Origin of the sequence: Micromonospora aurantiaca ATCC 27029, from assembly GCF_000145235.1 — a bacterium.
GTDB classification, from domain to species: domain Bacteria; phylum Actinomycetota; class Actinomycetes; order Mycobacteriales; family Micromonosporaceae; genus Micromonospora; species Micromonospora aurantiaca.
In genome coordinates, this window is the sequence record NC_014391.1 from 851632 (window position 1) to 870737 (window position 19106).

General features: G+C 72.8%; 22 protein-coding genes. 14 read left to right on the forward strand and 8 right to left on the reverse strand.

Annotation, left to right across the window (positions count from 1 at the left end; genetic code table 11):
- The first annotated feature begins 12 nt into the window (after positions 1 to 12).
- From MICAU_RS04265 to MICAU_RS04275, 3 genes are all read left to right on the forward strand, one after another.
- Positions 13 to 870, forward strand: coding sequence for a hypothetical protein (locus tag MICAU_RS04265; protein WP_013284058.1), 858 nt, complete (start codon positions 13 to 15; stop codon positions 868 to 870).
- A gap of 91 nt (positions 871 to 961) precedes the next feature.
- The gene (locus MICAU_RS04270) at positions 962 to 2122 is read left to right on the forward strand and encodes a geranylgeranyl reductase family protein (protein ID WP_013284059.1); all 1161 of its coding nucleotides are present in this window, start codon (positions 962 to 964) and stop codon (positions 2120 to 2122) included.
- 31 nt (positions 2123 to 2153) lie between these two features.
- On the forward strand, positions 2154 to 2924 hold the full coding sequence (locus MICAU_RS04275; protein WP_013284060.1) for an isoprenyl transferase: 771 nt from the start codon (positions 2154 to 2156) through the stop codon (positions 2922 to 2924).
- Positions 2925 to 3055: 131 nt separating this feature from the next.
- Here the strand turns inward: MICAU_RS04275 and otsB are convergent, their stop codons facing one another.
- From otsB to MICAU_RS04290, 3 genes are all read right to left on the reverse strand, one after another.
- Positions 3056 to 3880 carry a trehalose-phosphatase gene (otsB, locus tag MICAU_RS04280; protein WP_013284061.1) on the reverse strand — a complete coding sequence of 275 codons (825 nt, stop codon included), beginning with the start codon at positions 3878 to 3880 and terminating at the stop codon, positions 3056 to 3058.
- Between the two features lie 69 nt (positions 3881 to 3949).
- Positions 3950 to 4303 carry a hypothetical protein gene (locus tag MICAU_RS04285; protein WP_013284062.1) on the reverse strand — a complete coding sequence of 118 codons (354 nt, stop codon included), beginning with the start codon at positions 4301 to 4303 and terminating at the stop codon, positions 3950 to 3952.
- A gap of 163 nt (positions 4304 to 4466) precedes the next feature.
- Complete coding sequence (locus MICAU_RS04290) at positions 4467 to 4907, reverse strand: XRE family transcriptional regulator (protein ID WP_013284063.1); 441 nt, start codon at positions 4905 to 4907, stop codon at positions 4467 to 4469.
- Between the two features lie 264 nt (positions 4908 to 5171).
- Between MICAU_RS04290 and MICAU_RS04295 the strand changes: the two genes are divergently transcribed.
- From MICAU_RS04295 to MICAU_RS04320, 6 genes are all read left to right on the forward strand, one after another.
- Positions 5172 to 5513 (forward strand): hypothetical protein, encoded by a 342-nt coding sequence (locus tag MICAU_RS04295; protein WP_013284064.1) that lies wholly within the window; start codon positions 5172 to 5174, stop codon positions 5511 to 5513.
- The gene (locus MICAU_RS04300) at positions 5510 to 5935 is read left to right on the forward strand and encodes a hypothetical protein (RefSeq protein WP_013284065.1); all 426 of its coding nucleotides are present in this window, start codon (positions 5510 to 5512) and stop codon (positions 5933 to 5935) included. Before MICAU_RS04295 ends, MICAU_RS04300 begins: the two co-directional genes overlap by 4 nt.
- A 317-nt stretch (positions 5936 to 6252) precedes the next feature.
- Positions 6253 to 7662 carry an RNA 5'-3' helicase PhoH2 gene (gene phoH2 / locus MICAU_RS04305; RefSeq protein ID WP_013284066.1) on the forward strand — a complete coding sequence of 470 codons (1410 nt, stop codon included), beginning with the start codon at positions 6253 to 6255 and terminating at the stop codon, positions 7660 to 7662.
- 233 nt (positions 7663 to 7895) lie between these two features.
- The gene (locus tag MICAU_RS04310) at positions 7896 to 8585 is read left to right on the forward strand and encodes an aggregation-promoting factor C-terminal-like domain-containing protein (protein ID WP_174361695.1); all 690 of its coding nucleotides are present in this window, start codon (positions 7896 to 7898) and stop codon (positions 8583 to 8585) included.
- A 103-nt stretch (positions 8586 to 8688) separates the two neighbouring features.
- Complete coding sequence (locus tag MICAU_RS04315) at positions 8689 to 9345, forward strand: rhomboid family intramembrane serine protease (RefSeq protein WP_013284068.1); 657 nt, start codon at positions 8689 to 8691, stop codon at positions 9343 to 9345.
- Between the two features lie 106 nt (positions 9346 to 9451).
- Positions 9452 to 10420 carry an NAD(P)/FAD-dependent oxidoreductase gene (locus tag MICAU_RS04320; protein ID WP_013284069.1) on the forward strand — a complete coding sequence of 323 codons (969 nt, stop codon included), beginning with the start codon at positions 9452 to 9454 and terminating at the stop codon, positions 10418 to 10420.
- 12 nt (positions 10421 to 10432) lie between these two features.
- Here the strand turns inward: MICAU_RS04320 and MICAU_RS04325 are convergent, their stop codons facing one another.
- Complete coding sequence (locus MICAU_RS04325) at positions 10433 to 11119, reverse strand: TetR/AcrR family transcriptional regulator (RefSeq protein ID WP_013284070.1); 687 nt, start codon at positions 11117 to 11119, stop codon at positions 10433 to 10435.
- Positions 11120 to 11258: 139 nt separating this feature from the next.
- On the opposite strand from MICAU_RS04325, the gene MICAU_RS04330 reads away from it, so the two are divergent.
- Positions 11259 to 12197, forward strand: a complete 939-nt coding sequence (locus MICAU_RS04330) for an NAD-dependent epimerase/dehydratase family protein (RefSeq protein WP_013284071.1) — start codon at positions 11259 to 11261, stop codon at positions 12195 to 12197.
- Here MICAU_RS04330 and MICAU_RS04335 read toward each other — a convergent pair.
- Together MICAU_RS04335 and glpX are read right to left on the reverse strand one after the other, a co-directional pair.
- Positions 12194 to 13174, reverse strand: a complete 981-nt coding sequence (locus tag MICAU_RS04335) for a DMT family transporter (RefSeq protein ID WP_013284072.1) — start codon at positions 13172 to 13174, stop codon at positions 12194 to 12196. The two genes, MICAU_RS04330 and MICAU_RS04335, sit on opposite strands and share 4 nt — an antisense overlap.
- On the reverse strand, positions 13171 to 14202 hold the full coding sequence (glpX, locus tag MICAU_RS04340; protein WP_013284073.1) for a class II fructose-bisphosphatase: 1032 nt from the start codon (positions 14200 to 14202) through the stop codon (positions 13171 to 13173). Before glpX ends, MICAU_RS04335 begins: the two co-directional genes overlap by 4 nt.
- 147 nt (positions 14203 to 14349) lie before the next feature.
- Here glpX and MICAU_RS04345 point away from each other — a divergent pair, with 147 nt between their 5' ends.
- Both MICAU_RS04345 and MICAU_RS04350 read left to right on the forward strand, forming a co-directional pair.
- Entirely contained in the window at positions 14350 to 15039 is a 690-nt protein-coding gene (locus MICAU_RS04345) for a DUF4245 domain-containing protein (protein ID WP_030270737.1), read from the forward strand.
- A 92-nt stretch (positions 15040 to 15131) separates the two neighbouring features.
- Positions 15132 to 15971 (forward strand): hypothetical protein, encoded by an 840-nt coding sequence (locus MICAU_RS04350; RefSeq protein ID WP_013284075.1) that lies wholly within the window; start codon positions 15132 to 15134, stop codon positions 15969 to 15971.
- 40 nt (positions 15972 to 16011) lie between these two features.
- On the opposite strand, the gene MICAU_RS04355 is transcribed toward MICAU_RS04350, so the two are convergent.
- Entirely contained in the window at positions 16012 to 16224 is a 213-nt protein-coding gene (locus MICAU_RS04355; RefSeq protein ID WP_013284076.1) for an exodeoxyribonuclease VII small subunit, read from the reverse strand.
- 13 nt (positions 16225 to 16237) lie between these two features.
- Complete coding sequence (gene xseA / locus MICAU_RS04360; protein WP_041798801.1) at positions 16238 to 17404, reverse strand: exodeoxyribonuclease VII large subunit; 1167 nt, start codon at positions 17402 to 17404, stop codon at positions 16238 to 16240.
- 213 nt (positions 17405 to 17617) lie between these two features.
- Here xseA and MICAU_RS04365 point away from each other — a divergent pair, with 213 nt between their 5' ends.
- Together MICAU_RS04365 and MICAU_RS04370 are read left to right on the forward strand one after the other, a co-directional pair.
- On the forward strand, positions 17618 to 18607 hold the full coding sequence (locus tag MICAU_RS04365) for a 4-hydroxy-3-methylbut-2-enyl diphosphate reductase (protein ID WP_041799174.1): 990 nt from the start codon (positions 17618 to 17620) through the stop codon (positions 18605 to 18607).
- A 38-nt stretch (positions 18608 to 18645) separates the two neighbouring features.
- Complete coding sequence (locus MICAU_RS04370; protein WP_013284079.1) at positions 18646 to 19062, forward strand: hypothetical protein; 417 nt, start codon at positions 18646 to 18648, stop codon at positions 19060 to 19062.
- The last annotated feature ends 44 nt before the right edge of the window (positions 19063 to 19106 follow it).

Below are 19106 nucleotides of genomic sequence, written 5' to 3' on the forward strand. Positions count from 1 at the left end.
ACATCGGATGCCATGAGGACGGCCGCTGAACCTGTCGAGGTCCGGCGGCCGTCCGCCGTCCGGGCGCTCACCACGCTGCTCGCCGTGACCGCGGCGGCCACCGTCGTGGTCGAGCTGCTCAACTACTGGTACGCCCCGGAGCAGGAGTTCGGTCTGGCCGTACGCACCGGCTGGGCGATGCTCCGGTCGCTCGGCTTCCTGCTGCTGATCGGGCAGGTGAACAAGGGCCGGGTGGGTGCGCGGCCGTTCGGGCTGATCCTGGCCGTGACCACGATCTTCGCGGTCGGGCGGCTGATCGTGCCCCGGCAGGGGGTGCCCGCGCTGCCGGGCCTGGTCGGGTTCGCCGTGCTCACCGCGCTCTGCGTCGCCGTGGTGGTGCTGCTCTACCGCTCCGAGGCGATCCGCGCGCACCTGGTCCGGCACCGCAAGGGCCTGGTCGTCGAGGGCGGGACGATCGCCTGGCGGGAGATGGCGCCGAAGCGCCCGCAGGCGAACGGCTGGCTGCTCACCGCCCGGGTCGCGGCGTTCACCTACAGCCCGCTGATGCTGGTGCCGGCGCTCGTCGCGACCGGCGCCGTACTGGACGGGCGGCTGGCCGCCGTACCGGCATTGATCTTCTGGTTCGGCGCCGGGATCGCGGTCAGCTACGCCGTGCTGTTCTGCACCGCCTTCCTGCTGCGCGACCGGGCATGGGCGCGCCGGGCGCTGGTAGTGGTCACACTCGGCGTCCTGGCGATCGACCTGCCGCTGTGCTGGTGGCTGCTCGGCACCGACGGCCTGATCCGCGACGGCGCCCCCCTGGTCACGGCGGCGGCCCTCACCTTCTACTCCCTGCACCGCGCCACCCGCAACCCACCCTCACTCGGTTGACCATGAAGTTGGCGGCTTATTCGATCTCCTTCGCTGCCGTCAACCTCATGATCGTCGCCCGGGGCGGGGTGCGGCGGGGCAGGATGAGGGGGTGTGGGACGTCGTGGTGGTGGGGGCCGGGCCGGCCGGAGCGGCCGCAGCGCTCGGCGCGCGGCGGGCCGGGGCGGCGCGGGTGCTGCTGCTCGACCGGTCCAACTTCCCCCGCGACAAGGCGTGCGGAGACGGCATCGCCGCGCACGCGCTGGACGTCCTCGCCGAGCTGGGCGTGACCGGGGCGGTCGACGGCTACGCACCGCTGCCCGCGCTGCGCCTGGTCGGCCCCGGTGGCGGCACCGTCGCCCGGACGCTGCCCCGGCCCGCGTACACGGTGCCCCGCCAGGTGTTCGACGCGCGCCTGGTGGCAGCGGCGGTGGCGGCCGGCGCGGAGTTGCGGCGGCACACCGTACGCCGGGTGGACATCGCCGCCGACCGGGTGGTGCTCGACGGAGAGCTGTCCGCACGGGCGGTGGTCGGCGCTGACGGCGCCGGATCGGTGGTACGGCGCGCGCTCGGCCACCCGGTCAACCCGGACCGGCACCTGGCGCTCGCCATCCGGGGCTACGCGCCCACACCGGCCGGGCCGCCCGAACAGCTCATCGTCACCTCGGCGGCGCGCTGGCCCGCGTACGCCTGGGCCTTTCCGATCGGCGACGGTCGCGCGAACGTCGGGTACGGGGAGGTGTTGCGCGGCGAACCGCTGACCCGCGCGCACCTGCTGGACCGGATGGCCGCGCTGCTCCCGGACGTCGACCCGGCCACGGTGACCGGCCTGCGGGCCCACCACCTGCCGCTGTCCACCCACCGGCCCGCGCCCGGCCGCGGACGGGTGGTGCTGGCCGGGGACGCGCTGTCGCTGATCAACCCGTTCACCGGCGAGGGCATCTTCTACGCGCTGCGCTCCGGAGCGCTCGCCGGCGCGGCGGCGGCCGGCTCCCCGGCCGAGGCCGCCCGGGCGTACGCCGCCGCGCTGCGCGCCCGGCTCGGCACCCACCTGCGGCACAGCTCGGTGGCGGCGTGGCTGGCCCGGCGGCGCCGGGTGGTCGACGCGGTGGTCGGCGCGGCCCGGCGGGACGAACGCGTCTACCGCACCGTGGTGGAGCTGGGACTCGGTGACGGCCGGCTGGACGCGCGCACCCTGATGGCGATCGGGGCGGACCTGCCGCGACCACGCCGGACCGGCGCACAGTCAGGTGATATGCCACCGAGACACTGATCTCTCCCGCGGGTCGCTACCCTGCAAGGTGATGACTCTGCGGAAACTCCTCTACTCCGTGTACGAGCGCCGGCTGACGGCGAAGCTCGCGGGCAAGCCCGTACCCGCACACGTCGGCGTGATGTGCGACGGCAACCGCAGATGGGCCCGGGAGATGGGCTTCGTCGACCCGAACGACGGCCACCGGATGGGCGCCGAGCGGATCAAGGAGCTGCTCCGCTGGTGCGACGCGGCAGGCGTCGGGCACGTCACACTCTGGCTGCTCTCCACCGACAACCTGTCCCGCCCGGCCGCCGAGCTGGACCCGCTGCTCCAGATCATCGAGGACCTCACCACCGAGCTGGCGGAGGAGGGCAACCCCTGGCGGCTGCGGATGGTCGGCGCGCTCGACGTGCTGCCGGCGCAGCACGCCGCCGCGCTCAAGGCCGCCGAGGAACGCACCCGCGACCGCGACGGCGGGGCTCAGGTCAACATCGCAGTCGGGTACGGCGGGCGGCGCGAGATCGCCGACGCGGTCCGCTCGCTGCTGGTGGAGCACGCGGCGAACGGCGGCACGATCGAGGAGCTGGCCACCTCGATCAACGTCGACCACATCTCCGAGCACCTCTACACGAAGGGGCTGCCGGACCCGGATCTGATCATCCGGACCAGTGGCGAGCAGCGGCTCTCCGGCTTCATGCTCTGGCAGAGCGCGCACTCGGAGTTCTACTTCTGCGAGCTGAACTGGCCCGACTTCCGCAAGGTCGACTTCCTGCGGGCCCTGCGCTCCTACGCCACCCGCCAGCGCCGCTTCGGCACCTGACCCCCTCGCCCTCTCGCCGCACTCTCGCCCCGGCGATCTTGCACTTTCGGCCCCGAGGGCGGGGCTTTTGCCCTGCTTTGCCGGGGCGGCAAGTGCAAGATCGCGGGGGAGAAACCGCGGGGGCGGGGGTGTCAGCGGAGGTGGGGCAGGGCGGCGGTGAGGAAGTCGGCCAGGGCGGCCGGGGAGTCCAGGGTCAGGTCGGCGGCATCGGCCACCTCGTGACCGGTCTCCGGGTTGGCGACGGCGACGCAGACACCGAGGAAGTCGGGATCGGCGGCGGCGCGGGCGCGCAGCGCGGCGAACGCCTTGATGTCGGAGACGTCGTCGCCGAAGTACCAGGCGCCACCGGCGTCCCGGACCGTCTCGCCGATCACCATGCCCTTGTCCCGGTCGACAGGGGGCTTCAGTTCCAGCACCATCCGGCCCGGCTGGGCGCGCAGGCCCAGCCGCTCGGCCTGGGCCCGGCCCCACTCCTGCACCAGGTCGCCGAGCTGCGGGGCGGTACGCCAGTGCAGCGCCACGGAGAGCCGCTTGAACTCGACGAGCGCGCCGGGCGGCAGTTCGGCGCGGGCCTGCTCGGCCAGCTCCGACATGGTCGGCACCCACGGCAGGGCGGCCGGCTCGGTGACCGTCTCGCCGCCGGAGTGGCTGTGCTCCAGGCCGTAGAGCCCGTACAGGTCGATGCCGGCGAGGCCGCCGAGGTGGTCACGCAGGAAGTCCACCGGGCGGGCGGAGACGATGGCGATCCGGCGGACGTGCGGGGCGAGCGCCTCCAGCGCGGTGAGCACGTTGGGCGCGGGCCGTACGGCCGTGGGGTCGTCGTCGACGGGCGCCAGTGTGCCGTCGAAGTCGAAGAAGAGGACGACGTCACCCGCGCGGTCAGCGGTCGCACGCCATGCGTGCTCCGCGTTCAACGGGGTCTTCGGCTGCTGGTTGCCCAGATTCAACGGCGGCACGCGCGTCAGCGTACCCCGCGCCGGGCGGCGTATTCGTGGCCGAGATGTGACGTCGGAACGACGTGGGGATCAGCGTTCGGCGGCTCCTCGTCCCCGGCGACCGAACGGCACCACGGCCGCCTCCTGCCCGTGGCTGAGCAGGTAGCCCTCCACGAAGCCGGTGTTGCGGTCGCCGGTGTGCGCCTCGATCTCGTTGAGCCGCGCCACCAGGAACTCGGTGAGCGCGCTGACCCGGTCGTTGAGCCGATCGTGCAGCTCGGCGACGACGGCGAGGATCACCGCGGTGCCGGCCGTGGTGAGCGCGAAGAGGTTGACGACCAGGGGAAGCTGCCCGCCGTCCAGTACGCCGACCACCACGTTGCCGGTCACGCACGATGTCAGCGACACCACCGCGACCACGACTGCCAACCATTTCAGGGTCATGGACAGACCCCTCCTTCTGTCCCGCAGGGCTGGGTTCGGCTGTGTCCCGTCCCCCCGCCGATGACGAGCCCCTAGCAGTACAAACGTGGACGCTAGCGGGTCCGATCCGTCCCCGAGGCGAAACGATCGGGTCCGACCTTCCGTTCTTTCGCCATCTGAGGAACTACCCGGCTTGTTTACCCCTATTTCGGACACCGCCCGGCAGAGTCGGGCGATATGCGAGGTAACGAATGGTTTCTCGAATGTGGAACTTCTCCGCGTCGGACACGTTCGGATCGACCAGCCGGCGCAGCAGCGCCTCCACGTCCGGGTCCATCGGGGGCGGGGTCGGCGCGGTACGCGGTCCGGCGGCCCGGTCCCAGCCGAGCGCGATGAACGCGGCGGCGGGGTCGAGCCCCAGCCCTTCGCAGAAGGCGACGACGCGTTCCGCCTCCGGGTCGCTGGCCCAGTCGCCGCGTACCCATCGGTTGATGGTCTGGCGGGAGACGCCGGTGCGCCGGGAGACCTCGGTGCCGCTCCAGGCCCGCAGTGCGCGGGCGTCGTCGAGCGCGCGCCGGACGAAGGTGGCGAACGCGATCTTCCGTGCGTTGGTCGTCTCGGTCACCCCGTGACGGTACGGCCAGTCGGTCCCTAGAGGACGGCTCGGCGCGCTGCTGTCACGCCGACGTGACGATGATCCGGGATTTCCGGTAAACGATTCAGTGCTGCTCCTGAGGGGTGTCACCCGGGCAGAATAGATGGACACGAGTACGGCGGCAAAGGCCTGAAAAGCTGATACTGTCACGCTCATGAGACAACTTACGGTGTGTCACGTGCTTGAGACGACGAGTGCTCACATGCGTCACTCCGCGGGTGCCGAGGGGGTTTCGTGACCGAGCTCGCGACACGTGCCCAGGCTTTCGGGCTGATCGCGGACGGAGTGTCCGCCGGGCTGAGCGCCCCCTGGCGTCTCTATCTCGCCCGCGGGTGCCGGTATCTCTCACTCAGCGTCGGCGACCGGGGGGAGTGGGACGCCTGGCGGACCCATCTCGGCTGCCCGGAGCTGAGCGTGCGGGTCTACGACTCCGGCGGGGAGATCCGCCGGGCGTCGGTGGCCGAGGTGATCCTCGACGGCTGCCGGATCAGCGTGGAGCTGGTCGAGGAGGTCAGCACCGACGATCTGGAGCGCCTGCTGGTGGTCGACCCGCTGCCCGGGGCGGACGAGCGATGACCCCCTTTCTCGCCGTGGTGCTCGTTCTCCTGCTCGGCTCCACGTGCTACGCGGCCGGGCGCCTGCACGGTCAGCTCAGCTACCGCATCGGCTACCGGTTCGGTTACCGCCAGGGCTACTTCGACGGTGACCGGGGCGCCTGGAACCGCCGTCGGCGAGATGCCCAGGCGGCGATCGCCTCGGCGCTGTCCGGTCCCGGCCCGACCGTGGTGACCTCGGCCGGGCGCTCGGCCGTGCCGTTCGGCGGCACCTCCGTACCCGCAGCGGTCGCCGCCCGGCCCGGCTCGGCCCCGGCCGTCCGCGTCACCGCCACGGCCCAGCTCGGCGCCGTCGGCCGGGTGGGCACCACGTACACCGGATCGTCGTTCGGCGCGGCCGGCGCCGGACCGCGGGCCGGCACGCTGGTGCGCCGCCAGGGCTGAGGCCCGCGCCGCGTCGCGGCGCCGCAGTGGACGACCGGCCGGGGTGCGCGCAGGGGGCATGCATCCCGGCCGGTTCCGGTCCGCCGGTCACTCGAACGGGTGTACGTCCGGCGAAGACCGAACGATGATCCACGCGCACCTCTAGCCCCGCGGCCCCGGTGCGATTAGCGTCTAGGCATGGCACGGGGTTTTCCCGGGCCAGCCGGACAGCCCGGACCTGCGTCCTCGCGCACGGGGCCCGCATCCGACCCCGTGTCCTCCGGGCACCGGAAGAGGCGGAACTCGGGTGGCCGGGTGCCCATCCGCGGAGCAGGCCTGTGACCACTCGCCGTACCCCCGCCGGAGCCGAGCAGACCCCGGCCTCGACCGCCCCGACCCGCCGGACCACCCGCAGCCGCCGCGGCGCCGCCGCCGCGGAGGCCGAGGAGCCCCGACCAGCCGGCCCGGCCTTCGTCCTGGACACCTCGGTCCTGCTGTCCGACCCGGCGGCCTTCCACCGCTTCGCCGAGCACGAGGTGGTGCTGCCGCTGGTGGTGATCTCCGAGCTGGAGGGCAAGCGACACCACCCCGAGCTGGGCTGGTTCGCCCGCCAGTCGCTGCGCATGCTGGACGAGCTGCGCGTGCGGCACGGCCGGCTGGACCGCCCGGTGCCCGCCAACGACCAGGGCGGCACGCTGCGGGTGGAGCTGAACCACACCGACGACGGGGTGCTGCCGCCCGGCTTCCGCAACGAGTCGAACGACGCGCGCATCCTGTCCGTGGCGCTCAACCTGGCCGCCGAGGGGCGTGAGGTCACGCTCGTCAGCAAGGACATGCCGCTGCGGGTGAAGGCCGCCTCGGTGGGCCTGCGCGCCGACGAGTACCGGCACGGTCAGGCCAGCGACCCGACCTGGACCGGGATGGCCGAGCTGGACCTGGCCGAGGAGGAGATCGGCCGGCTGTACGCGGGCGAGACGCTCGACGTCGACGCCGCGGCGGGCCTGCCCTGCCACACCGGCCTGGTGCTGCACTCCGGGCGGGGCTCGGCGCTGGGCCGGGTGCTGCCCGACAAGACCATCCGGCTGGTCCGGGGCGACCGGGAGGCGTTCGGTGTGCACGGGCGCTCGGCGGAGCAGCGGGTCGCGCTCGACCTGCTGCTGGACGAGTCCATCGGCATCGTGTCGCTCGGTGGGCGGGCCGGCACCGGCAAGTCCGCGCTGGCGCTCTGCGCCGGCCTGGAGGCGGTGATGGAGCGGCGCCGGCACAAGAAGGTGATCGTGTTCCGCCCCCTGTACGCGGTCGGCGGCCAGGAACTCGGTTACCTGCCCGGGTCGGAGTCGGAGAAGATGTCGCCCTGGGCGCAGGCGGTCTTCGACACGCTCGGCTCGGTGGTGCACGAGAACGTGCTGGAGGAGGTCACCTCGCGCGGGCTGCTGGAGGTGCTGCCGCTGACCCACATCCGCGGCCGGAGCCTGCACGACGCGTTCGTCATCGTGGACGAGGCGCAGTCGCTGGAGCGGGGCGTACTGCTCACCGTGCTGTCGCGCATCGGCCAGGGGTCGCGGGTGGTGCTCACCCACGACGTGGCCCAGCGGGACAATCTGCGGGTCGGCCGGCACGACGGGGTGACGGCGGTGATCGAGGCGCTGAAGGGGCATCCCCTCTTCGCGCACGTCACGCTCAGCCGATCGGAGCGTTCTCCGATCGCCGCCATGGTCACCGATCTGCTGGAGGACATTCCCGGCTGAGCGCCGCTTTTGCCCTACTTTGTCCGCATTTTCAGGGTGACGCAGATCACTTTTGAGCCCGGCCATTTCCCACTGGCCTCACTGTGCGCAATGGTGTCCATCGAGCGTCACCTACCACTCGGGAGCCGGACACGGCCCGGAGTCACACCGGTACCGGTGCGCTCACGGCACCGGCGGTGACCCGACCCGGCCATGCGCGTGCCGTGTCCCTGCCCCCGACGAAGGGAAACTTCGTGAGTCGGCTGTGGAGCCGGTTCGGCGCCCGTACGGCCGCTGTCGCGCTGCTCTCCGTGGGCGTCGCCGGCGGCTTCTATCTGGGCGAGGATCGACAGACCCAGCAGCAGGGCCTGACCGCGCAGGTCGGCCTGAAGGTCGACCAGACGGAGTACGCGTACCAGCGCGACCGGCTGTCCGACCACCGCGTGGACTCGTCCCGGCAGCGTGCCGCCGAGTACCAGGCGAAGCTGCGTGCCGCCGCGGCGGCGAAGGAGGCCGCCGAGCGGGCCAAGAGGGCCGAGGCGGCCGCCGCCACCCGCAAGAAGGAGCGGGCCGCGGCCGAGGAGGAGGCGGAGGCGAAGGCCAAGCCGTACGACGGCCCGATCCCGTCCTCGTGCGCCGAGTACAGCGGCAACCGGAAGATCGGTTGCGCCATCATGCTCGACAAGGGCTTCGGCATCGACCAGTTCCCCTGTCTGGACAAGCTCTGGACCAAGGAGAGCGGCTGGAACCCGAAGGCCTCCAACAGCTCCTCCGGGGCGTACGGGATCCCGCAGGCGGTGCCGGGCAGCAAGATGGCCTCGGTCGCCGACGACTGGAAGACCAACCCGGCGACCCAGATCACCTGGGGTCTCGGCTACATCAAGGGCCGGTACGACACTCCCTGCGGCGCCTGGCAGAAGTCGCAGAGTTCGGGCTGGTACTGACATCACCACGACGGCGGGACACGCGGACAGACCCGGGTGTCCCGCCGTCGTCGTACCGCCGTCCGACTGGCGGCCTGCCGCATTTGCTGATAGCTCTTGGTAGGTGACCTGGCACGGCGGCCCCAGTGGCGACCCCTACCGGTTCGGCACCGACGCGTTCTATGCGGCGCTCGGCCGGGCCTTCGTCGCCATGTGCGCGGTGGTCCCGGTGCTGTTCCTCATCGAGGCGCTCGACGTCGGCCTTCGACTCGGCCTGGACTACACCGCCGGCATCATCCCGCAGCGGCTCCAGGGCCTGGACGGCGTCTTCTTCTCGCCGTTCCTGCACGCCGGCTGGAACCACCTCTACAGCAACAGCATCCCGCTGATCCTGCTCGGCACGTTCGTGCTCGCCGCGGGCACCCGCCGGTTCCTCTGGTCCACCGCCGTCATCATCCTGGTCAGCGGTCTGGGCGTCTGGTTCACCGGCTCACCCAACTCGGTGGTGGTCGGTGCCAGCGGCGTGATCTTCGGCTACCTCGGCATCCTGCTCACCCGGGGCGTGGTGGAGCGGAGCTGGTGGAACTTCGCCGTCGGCCTGCTAGTCGGGTTGCTCTACGGCTGGCAACTGCTCGGCATCCTGCCGACCGACGAGCGCATCTCCTGGCAGGGTCACCTGTTCGGGTTGCTCGGCGGCGTGGTCGCGGCGATCCTGTTCCGCCGCCGCAACGACACCGGCGAGTCCGACCGTCTCGGCTCACCGAGGATGACGCTGCCCTGACGGCGCGTTGATCGAACCGCGGGACGTCCTTGCCCGCGGCCACCTGCCCGCCTACCGTTTCCGCATCAGCACGGGGTGATCCCGAAGCGGAAAGTGACGGTACGCCATGCGCGAGGTCGATGTCGCCGTGATCGGGGCCGGTCCCGCCGGGCTCTTCGCCGCCTACTACGCCGGTTTCCGTGGACTCTCCGTGTCGGTGATCGACGCGCTGCCCGAGCCGGGCGGTCAGGTCACCGCGATGTACCCGGAGAAGCTGATCCTCGACGTCGCCGGCTTCCCCGCGATCAAGGGCCGCGAGCTGGTCACGAACCTGGTCGCGCAGGCCGCGCCGTTCCGTCCCGACTACCGGCTCGGCGTACGCGCGGAGAAGCTGTCCTACCTGGACGGCCGGCCGGTGCTCGGCCTCGCCGGCGGTGAGCAGCTCAGCTGCGGCGCGGTGCTGGTCACCGGTGGGCTCGGCAGCTTCACGCCCCGGCCGCTGCCGGTCGCGGAGAGCTTCACCGGCGGTGGGATCGTCTACTTCGTGCCGCAGCCCACCGAGTTGACCGACCGGCACGTGCTCATCGTCGGCGGCGGCGACTCGGCGTTCGACTGGGCGGCCACGCTCGCCCCGCTGGCCCGGTCGGTGACGCTTGTGCACCGGCGGGACCGCTTCCGGGCGCACGCGGCCACCATCGAGCGTGTCCGCGCGCTGCCGGTGCGGATCGTGGTCAACGCCGAGGTGAGCCGGCTCTACGGCGAGGAGACGGTCACCGGCGCCGAGCTGACCGTACGCGGCGGCGAGGTGGAGACGCTGCCGGTGGACACCGTGGTGGCCGCGCTCGGCTTCACCGCCGACCTCGGCCCGCTCGCCGAGTGGGGGCTGAACCTCGACCGCCGGCACATCGTGGTGGACAGCGCGATGGCCACCAACCTGCCCCGGGTGTTCGCGGCCGGGGACATCACCGAGTACCCGGGCAAGGTCCGCCTGATCGCCACCGGCTTCGGTGAGGCCGCCACCGCCGTCAACAACGCGGCTGTCGTCATCGACCCGACCGCGCACCTGTTCCCGGGTCACTCCTCCGACGGCACCTGACGCCGACCGGCGTCAGGGCAGGCCGACCAGGTCGGCCATCAGGCCGATCTGGTGGTCGAAGTACTCGTCGCGGTGCGGCAGCGCCCGGTTGATCCGGCCGAACAGCTCGAAGCTGATCAGCCCGAACAACTGGGTCCAGCCGGCCATGCCGCGGGCCAGCAGCGCGGGCGGCACGTCCATCCCGATCAGCTCGACCAGTTCGGCCACGTCGCCGCGCAGCGGCTCGGGTAGATCCTCGTCGGGCGGGGCGAGCCGGCCGGAGGCCAGGCCGTCGCGCAGGATGCCGACCAGGGTCACCGGAGGGCGCTGGGCCGGCACGACGGTGTCGTCCGGGGCCGCGTACCCGGGCACCGGGCTGCCGTAGAGCAGCGCGTACTCGGCGGGGTGGTCGAGCGCCCACACGCGGGCGGCCCGGCAGGCGGCGAGCCAGCGTCCGCGCAGGTCGGCCTGGTCGGCGGCGGCGTCGGCCGCCTCCACCGCGTCGCCGAGCGCGTCGTACGCCTCCAGGATCAGCGCGGTGAGCAGGTCGTCGCGGCTGGGGAAGTAGCGGTAGATCGCCGAGGAGACCATGCCGAGGTCGCGGGCGACCGCGCGCAGGGAGAGGTTCGCGCCGTCGGTGTCCAGGTGGCGGCGGGCGACCGTCTTGATCTCTTCGATCATCCCGGCGCGGACCCGGGCGCGGAGCGAGGGAGCGACCATGTCCCCACTCTGCCACGACGAGAGCAGCAATCAAAAGAGAGAGCACTGCTCTTGACTTGCGCCGCTTCCGTGAGTCATGCTCTGTTCCGAGAGCGGGGCTCTCGATTCGAATTACTGCTTCAGTGAAGGTGGACCTGTCATGGCACTGCACGTGATCGTCGGCGCCGGCCCCGTCGGCACCGCCACCGCCCGCCTCCTCGCCGAACGCGGCGAGCGGGTGCGGGTGGTCACCCGGCGCGGCACCGGCCCCGAGCACCCGGCGATCGAGCGGGTGGCCGCCGACGCCGCCGACGCGGACCGGCTCGCCGCGCTGACCGAGGGCGCGGACGCGCTCTACAACTGCGCCAACCCGCAGTACCACACGTGGCCGACGGACTGGCCGCCGCTGGCCGCCGCCCTGCTCACCGCCGCCGAGCGCAGCGGCGCCGTGCTCGCCACAGTCGGCAACCTCTACGGGTACGGCCCGGTCGACGCCCCGATGACCGAGGCGACCCCGCTCGCCGCCACCGGCGTCAAGGGCCGCGTCCGCAACCGGATGTGGGCCGACGCGCTGGCCGCCCACCGCGCCGGCCGGGCCCGGGTCACCGAGGTACGCGGCTCCGACTACATCGGCCTCGGCGGCACCTCGCTGCCCATGATGGTGCTGCCCAAGGTGCTCGCCGGGCACCGGGTGTTCCTGCCGGTCGCCTGGGACGCGCCGCACACCTGGACGTACGTGGGGGACGTGGCCCGTACCCTCGTCGCCGCCGCCACCGACCCGCGCGCCTGGGGACGGGCCTGGCACGTGCCCAGCGCGCGCCCGATGTCCATGCGGGCGCTCGCCGAGCGGGCGGCGAAGCGGGCCGGGGCGCCGGCGCCCCGGCTGACCCGGATGCCCTACCCGGTGCTCTGGCTCGGTGGTCTGGCCGACCCGTTCGCCCGGGAGATGCGGGAGACCGCGCACCAGTTCGCCGGGCCGTTCGTGATGGACTCCACCGCGGCCAGCGAGACGTTCGGGATCGAGGGGACGCCGCTGGACCGGGTCGTCGACGAGATGGTGACCGGCCTGCGCGCCGCCGCGCCCGCCGCCGCCCGCTAAGGGCGGCGGGTGGGGCCGAAGGCGGCGACGAGCACCGCGACCAGAGTCAGCGCCGCGCCGAGCAGCGTGTCCAGGCCGGGGTGCGAGGCGGCGGTGGGCAGCAGCAGGTCCAGCAGCACCGCGCCGACGATCTGCCCGGCGATCGTGGCCAGGCCGAGCAGCAGCACCCCGGTGAACCGGACGAGGGCGGCGGCCAGCGCGATGAACACGATCCCGAGCGGGCCGCCGAGATAGAGCCACGGCTCGTCCGGGAACGCGCCTGCCGGCCGTCCGCGTACCGCCAGGTCCACCGCGAAGGTCACGAGCAGCGCCACCGTGCCGACTGTGAAGTTCACGAGCGTGGCGGTCATGGCACTGCCCGCCGCCGCCCGGACCCGACCGTTGACCGCCTGCTGCCAGGCGATGCCCACCCCCGCCGCCAGTGGCAGCAGCGCCAGCGCAAGCGCGTGCGGGTCGCCGAGCCGGTCGCCCACCGCCAGCAGGACGGCGAGCACAGTGAGCACCGCGCCGATCAGCCGGTTCGGGGTGACCGGCTGCCGGCCGGCCGGGCCGATGCCGGCCCGGTCGACGAGCAGGCTGCTGCCGGACTGCCCGGCCACCACCGCGACGGTGAAGACCGCGACGCCGAGCGCGCCGATGGTCAGCCCCTGCGTCGCCACCAGGAACGCGCCGCAGACGCCGCCCAGGCATTGCCAGGGCCGCAGCGCGCCGGAGCGCAGCGCGCCGCGCAGGGCGGCCAGTCCCCGCCGGCCACCGGGGGTGGCGGGGACCAGCACCAGCAGGATCAGCAGGCCCACACCGAACGAGACCACCGCGGCGGCGATCCCGTCGGCCAGGCGTACGCCCAGCTCACCGTTGATCCGGGACTGCACGGCGACCATCACGCCCGAGGCGGTGGCCAACCCGACACCGGCGACACGTCGCCCGGTCGACAGCGTCTGCGGTGCCGGTGGTGCCGCCGTCCCGGTCCGGCTCACTCCTGCTCGGCCAGCGGGCGTCCGTCGAAGTCGACAGCCGAGTAGAGGGCGAGCTTCTCCAGGCGGTGGTACGAGTCGATCACCCGGATGGTGCCGCTCTTGGAGCGCATCACGATCGACTGGGTGTACGCGCCGCCGGAGCGGTAGCGCACGCCGCGCAGCAGGTCGCCGGAGGTGACACCGGTGGCCACGAAGAAGCAGTTGTCGCCGGTGACCAGGTCGTCGGTGAACAGCACCCGGTCCAGGTCGTGCCCGGCGTCCAGCGCCTTGCGACGCTCGTCGGAGTCCTTCGGCCAGAGCTTGGCCTGCATCATGCCGCCCATGCACTTGAGCGCGCACGCGGCGGTGATGCCCTCCGGGGTGCCGCCGATGCCCATCAGCACGTCCACGTCCGACTCGCCGCGGGCCGCCGCGATGGCGCCCGCGATGTCCCCGTCGGAGATGAGCCGGATCCCGGCACCGGTACGCCGGATCTGCTTGATCAGGTCGTCGTGGCGCGACCGGTCCAGCACGCACACGGTCACCTCGGCGGCGTCGGTGCCCTTGACCTTGGCGATCCGGTTGATGTTCTCGGCCACCCCGGCGTTGATGTCCACCACGTCGGCGTACATCGGGCCGACCGCCAGCTTCTCCATGTAGAAGACGGCGCTCGGGTCGAACATCGCGCCGCGCTCGGCGACCGCGAGCACCGCCAGCGCGTTCGGCATGCCCTTGCTCATCAGCGTGGTGCCGTCGATCGGGTCGACCGCCACGTCCACCTCGGGGCCGGTCCCGTCGCCGACCTCCTCGCCGTTGAACAGCATGGGGGCGTTGTCCTTCTCGCCCTCGCCGATCACCACGACGCCGCGCATCGGGATCGAGTTGATCAGCTTTCGCATGGCGTCGACTGCTGCGCCGTCGCCGCCTTCCTTGTCGCCCCGGCCGACCCAGCGGCCGGCGGCCATCGCCGCGGCCTCGGTGACCCGGACCAGATCGAGGGCGAGGTTGCGGTCGAGATCCTGGGGCGTCCGCGTCCTGGTGGTTGTCATGGCGGCCTCCTCGCGACGTTGCGGGGTGGGACCGGCGGCCACCGCCGCCGGTTTTGTCGCTGATCCTCACACGATCTCAGGTTCGCCGTCCCGGCGGGGCGGAGGAGGCCAGGATCACGTCACCCGGTGGGCTGCGACAATGGCCGGGTGGAAGCCGCACAGCCTGCCGACCGCACACCGACCGACGCCACCCCGCCGGAGGGCCAGCCGCCGGTCCGACCGGACGGCGCCCCGGCCCCGTCCGAGGGTCAGCCCGCGCTCGTCGCGGACCGGGGCGAGCCGGCCCCCGCGGTGGACACCCCCGCGCCGCCGGCGGGCAAGGAGAAGGCCCGCTCCGAGCGGTCGCCGAAGGACATGGCGCTGTCCCTGCTGATCCTGCTGGTCCCGATCGCGCTGCTGCTCGCCTTCTACCGGGGCTTCCTCGGCGGCGACTCGCCGGTCACAGTCGACCCGGCGCCCGCGCTGGAGCAGGCCCGCTCCGCGAACGCCTTCCCGGTCAGCGAGCCGACCGGGCTGGGCGACGACTGGCGTACGGTCAACGCCCGCTTCCGGACCGAGGCGGACGGCTCGACGCTGCGGATCGGGTACGTGACCCCGGAGGGCCGGGGCGCGCAGCTCGTGGAGAGCAACGTCCCGGCGGAGAAGCTGCTGCCGGCCGAGCTGACCGAGGGGCAGCCGCAGGGCGCGGCCGACCTGCCCGGCGGGCTGAGCTGGCAGCGCTACACGGCACGCGGCAACGAGCAGGCGCTCGTCCTGCTGGAGCCGAACCGTACGGTGATCGTTGTCGGTGACGCGGGGGAGACGGAGCTGCGCAAGCTCGCCACGTCGCTGCGCTGACGTCCTCCCTCCGGGTGACGCGGGATTGCGGAACCCCGCTTCCGGGAACAGAAGGGACATCGAGCCCGGACGACCCACCTGGAGAGGTTGACGTGAAGATTCGACGCTTCAGCGCCACCGCGTTCGCCGCGGCGCTGCTCATTCCCGGCCTGGCGGCCTGCAACGGCAACGGGACGACGTCCGACGCCTCCGCGACCCCGAGCGCCTCCGGCAGCGTCGCACCGAGCGCCACGGCGTCCAGCAGCGCGGCCAAGCAGGCTCTGCTCGACTCCACGAACGCGATCCGTGAGGGGAACTTCAAGTTCTCCATGACCGGCGCGGGCTCCACCGCCGAAGGGCAGGTGCACGAGCCGAGCCAGAGCGCCGACATGCGGATGACCATCGGCGACCCGTCGTCGGACCTGATGATGAAGCTGGACCTGATCCACGCCAAGCCGGACAGCTGGGTCAAGCTGGAACTCGGCGGCACCGCTGCGGCGCAGATCCCCGGCGTGAAGAACCTCAACACCGGCAAGTACCACCACCTCGACCAGAACCGGGTCAAGGGCAACCGGGCGCTGGGCTTCGACTTCGAGAAGCTCGACCCGGCCGGCAGCGCCGTGCTCACCCAGGGCATCACCGAGGTACGGCAGACCGGCGAGGGCGCGTACGAGGGCACCGTCGACGTGTCGAAGGCCGCCGAGGCGGGCTCGCTCGACCCGGCCGTGATCACCGCGCTCGGGGCGCAGGCCCAGTCGGTGCCGTTCACCGCCAAGGTCGACACCCAGGGCCGGCTCAGCGAGATGGTGCTCAAGATCCCGGCCGCCGGGCAGAGCGCCGCGCAGGACCTGAAGATCACCTACACCGACTACGGCAACGCGGCGCCGGCCCAGAAGCCCTCGGCCGACCAGGTCGTCGAGGCCCCCGCCGAGCTGTACAACCTGTTCAACTGAGGTCTGCGGTGGGGTTCGGCGATCGCGCCGAATCCCACCGTCACTCCTCGGCGCGCTGGCGGGCGGCGTCGATGCGGGCGCGGGCGCCGTCCAGCCAGCGCTGGCACACCCCGGCGAGCTGCTCGCCGCGCTCCCAGAGGGCGAGGGACTCCTCCAGCGAGGTGCCGCCCGCCTCCAGCTTCTCCACCACCGAGGCCAGCTCGGCGCGGGCCTGCTCGTAGCTGAGCTGTTCGTCCTGCTTCGTCCCGGTCATCGTCTCTCTTCCCTCAGCCGTCGACGGTGGCGGTCAGCTCGCCCTCGGCGAGGCGTACCCGCAGTGGATCGCCCTTGGCCACCTCGGAGGCCGCGCGGACGACGTGGCCGTCGACGCGCTGCACGATCGCGTAGCCGCGCTCCAGCGTGGCCGCCGGGGACAGCGCGCGCAGCCGGGCCAGCGTGTGCCGCAGGTCGTCGGTGGCGCCCCGCAGCCGGTGCTCCAAGGACCGGCCGGCGCGGTCGCGCAGCGCGGACACGTCCACCGCCCGCTGCTCGACCATCACCTGCGGCCGGGCCAGCACCGGGCGGGAGCGCAGCAGGTCGATCCGGTGCTGCTCCCGGTCGACCAGGTGACGCACCGCCCGTTCCAGCCGGGACCGGGCCTGGCCGATCAGCCGGGTCTCCTCGGTCAGATCCGGCACGACGCGCTTCGCCGCGTCGGTCGGGGTGGAGGCGCGCACGTCGGCCACGTAGTCGAGCAGCGGCGCGTCCGTCTCGTGGCCGATCGCGCTGACCACCGGCGTGCGGCAGGCGAAGACCGCCCGGCACAGCGCCTCGTCGGAGAAGGGAAGCAGATCCTCGATGCCCCCGCCGCCCCGGGCGATGACGATCACGTCGACGGCCGGGTCGACGTCGAGCACCTTGAGCGCCCCGACGATGTCCGGCACCGCGCTCGGCCCCTGCACCGCCACGTTGATCGTGCGGAAGTCGACGGCGGGCCAGCGGCGGCGGGCGTTGGTCAGCACGTCCCGCTCGGCCGCCGAGGCTCGGCCGGTGATCAGGCCCACCCGGCCCGGCAGGAACGGCAGCCGCCGCTTGCGGGACCGGTCGAACAGGCCCTCGGCGGCGAGCAGCTTCTTGAGCTTCTCCAGCCGGGCCAGCAGCTCACCGAGGCCGACCTGGCGGATCTCGTCGGCCCGCAGGCTGAGCGTGCCCCGCGCGGCGTAGAACTCGGGTTTGGCGTGCAGCACCACCCGGGCGCCCTCGCGCAGCTCCGGCGCGCCCGCGTCCAGCACGTCGCGGTTGGTGGTGACGGTCAGGCTGAGATCGGCCGACGGGTCGCGCAACGTGAGGAAGACGGTGCTCGCGCCGGGGCGGCGGCTGATCTGCGCCACCTGGCCGTCGACCCAGACCCAGCCCAGGCGGGCGATCCAGGCGCCCACCTTCTGGCTGACCACCCGGACCGGCCACGGCTCCTCGGCCGTGCTGCGCCCGTCCGACCTGCTCTGCCCGTCCGACCTGCTCTGCCCGTCCGACCTGCTCTGCCCGTCAGACGTGCTCCGCCCCTCCTCGCCCGCGCTCACCCGCCCACCCTACGGCCCGGGACCGACAGCACCCGCGTGCGCCTCGCGGCCGCTGCCGCGCGGGAGGGCGGCACGTACGATGGGCGGGTGACTGACGCTGAGACGACTCCCCGGACCGGCAAGCGCGTGCTCCTGGCCAACCCCCGCGGCTACTGCGCGGGTGTGGACCGGGCGGTGCAGACCGTCGAGGAGGCGCTGAAGCTCTACGGCGCGCCGATCTACGTGCGCAAGCAGATCGTGCACAACAAGCACGTGGTGCGCACGTTGGAGGCCCAGGGCGCGATCTTCGTGGAGGAGAACGAGGAGGTGCCGGAGGGCGCCACGGTCATCTTCTCCGCCCACGGCGTGGCCCCCGAGGTCTACGAGCAGGCCAAGCAGCGCTCGCTGCGGGCGATCGACGCCACCTGCCCGCTGGTCACGAAGGTGCACCACGAGGCCCGGCGGTTCGCCGCGCAGGACTACGACATCCTGCTCATCGGGCACGAGGGGCACGAGGAGGTCATCGGCACCGCCGGTGAGGCCCCCGCCCACATCCAGCTCGTCGACGGCCCGGACGGCGTCGACAAGGTCACCGTGCGCGACCCGGAGAAGGTGGTCTGGCTGTCCCAGACCACGCTGTCGGTGGACGAGACGCTGGAGACGGTGGCCCGGCTCAAGAAGCGGCTGCCGCTGCTCCAGTCGCCGCCCAGCGACGACATCTGCTACGCCACCTCCAACCGCCAGCACGTGGTCAAGGAGATCGCCCCCGCGTGCGACGTGGTGATCGTGGTCGGCTCGCGCAACTCCTCGAACTCGGTCCGGCTGGTCGAGGTGGCGCTCGACGCCGGGGCCCGCGCCGGCTACCTGGTCGACTTCGCGCACGAGATCGAGGACGCCTGGCTGACCGGCGCCCGGACGGTGGGTGTGACCTCCGGCGCGAGCGTGCCCGACGAGCTGGTCCAGCAGGTGCTCGCGCACCTGGCCGAGCGCGGTTTCGGCGACGTGGAGGAGATCACCACCGCGGACGAGCGCCTGACGTTCTCGCTGCCGCAGGAGCTCAAGCGCGACATGAAGGCCGCCGCCGCGGCCCGCGGCTGACCGGGAACGGATCGGCCGCCCGCCGCGTCCAACCGACCATGAAGACTCCTCGTACGGTGCTCGTCGCACTGCTCGCCGGCCTCGCGCTGACCGCCTGCGCCGCGCCCGGCGACGGGTCCGCCGACTCCAGCCCGAACCCGAGCCCGAGTACGACGGGAGCCGCCCCCGTGACCAGCCAGCCCGACCCCGGCACCAGCCCGAGCCGCCCGGACCCGTCCTGGAAGGGTGGCCCGTCGACCCCACCGGGGGTCGGCGGCACCGTCCTCAGCGGCACCGTGCAGGCCGGCGTCGAGCCGAACTGCCTGCTGCTCGACGGCCACCTGCTCGTCGGCGGGCCGCGCGACGTGCTCAAGGCCGGTGCCAAGGTCGAGGTCACCGGCCGTCCCGAGCCGGGCATGATGACCACCTGCCAGCAGGGCACCCCGTTCGTGGTCGAGTCCGCCCGCCCCGCCTGACGACACGAAGGAGCCCCGCCCCCTACGAGAGGGGACGGGGCTCC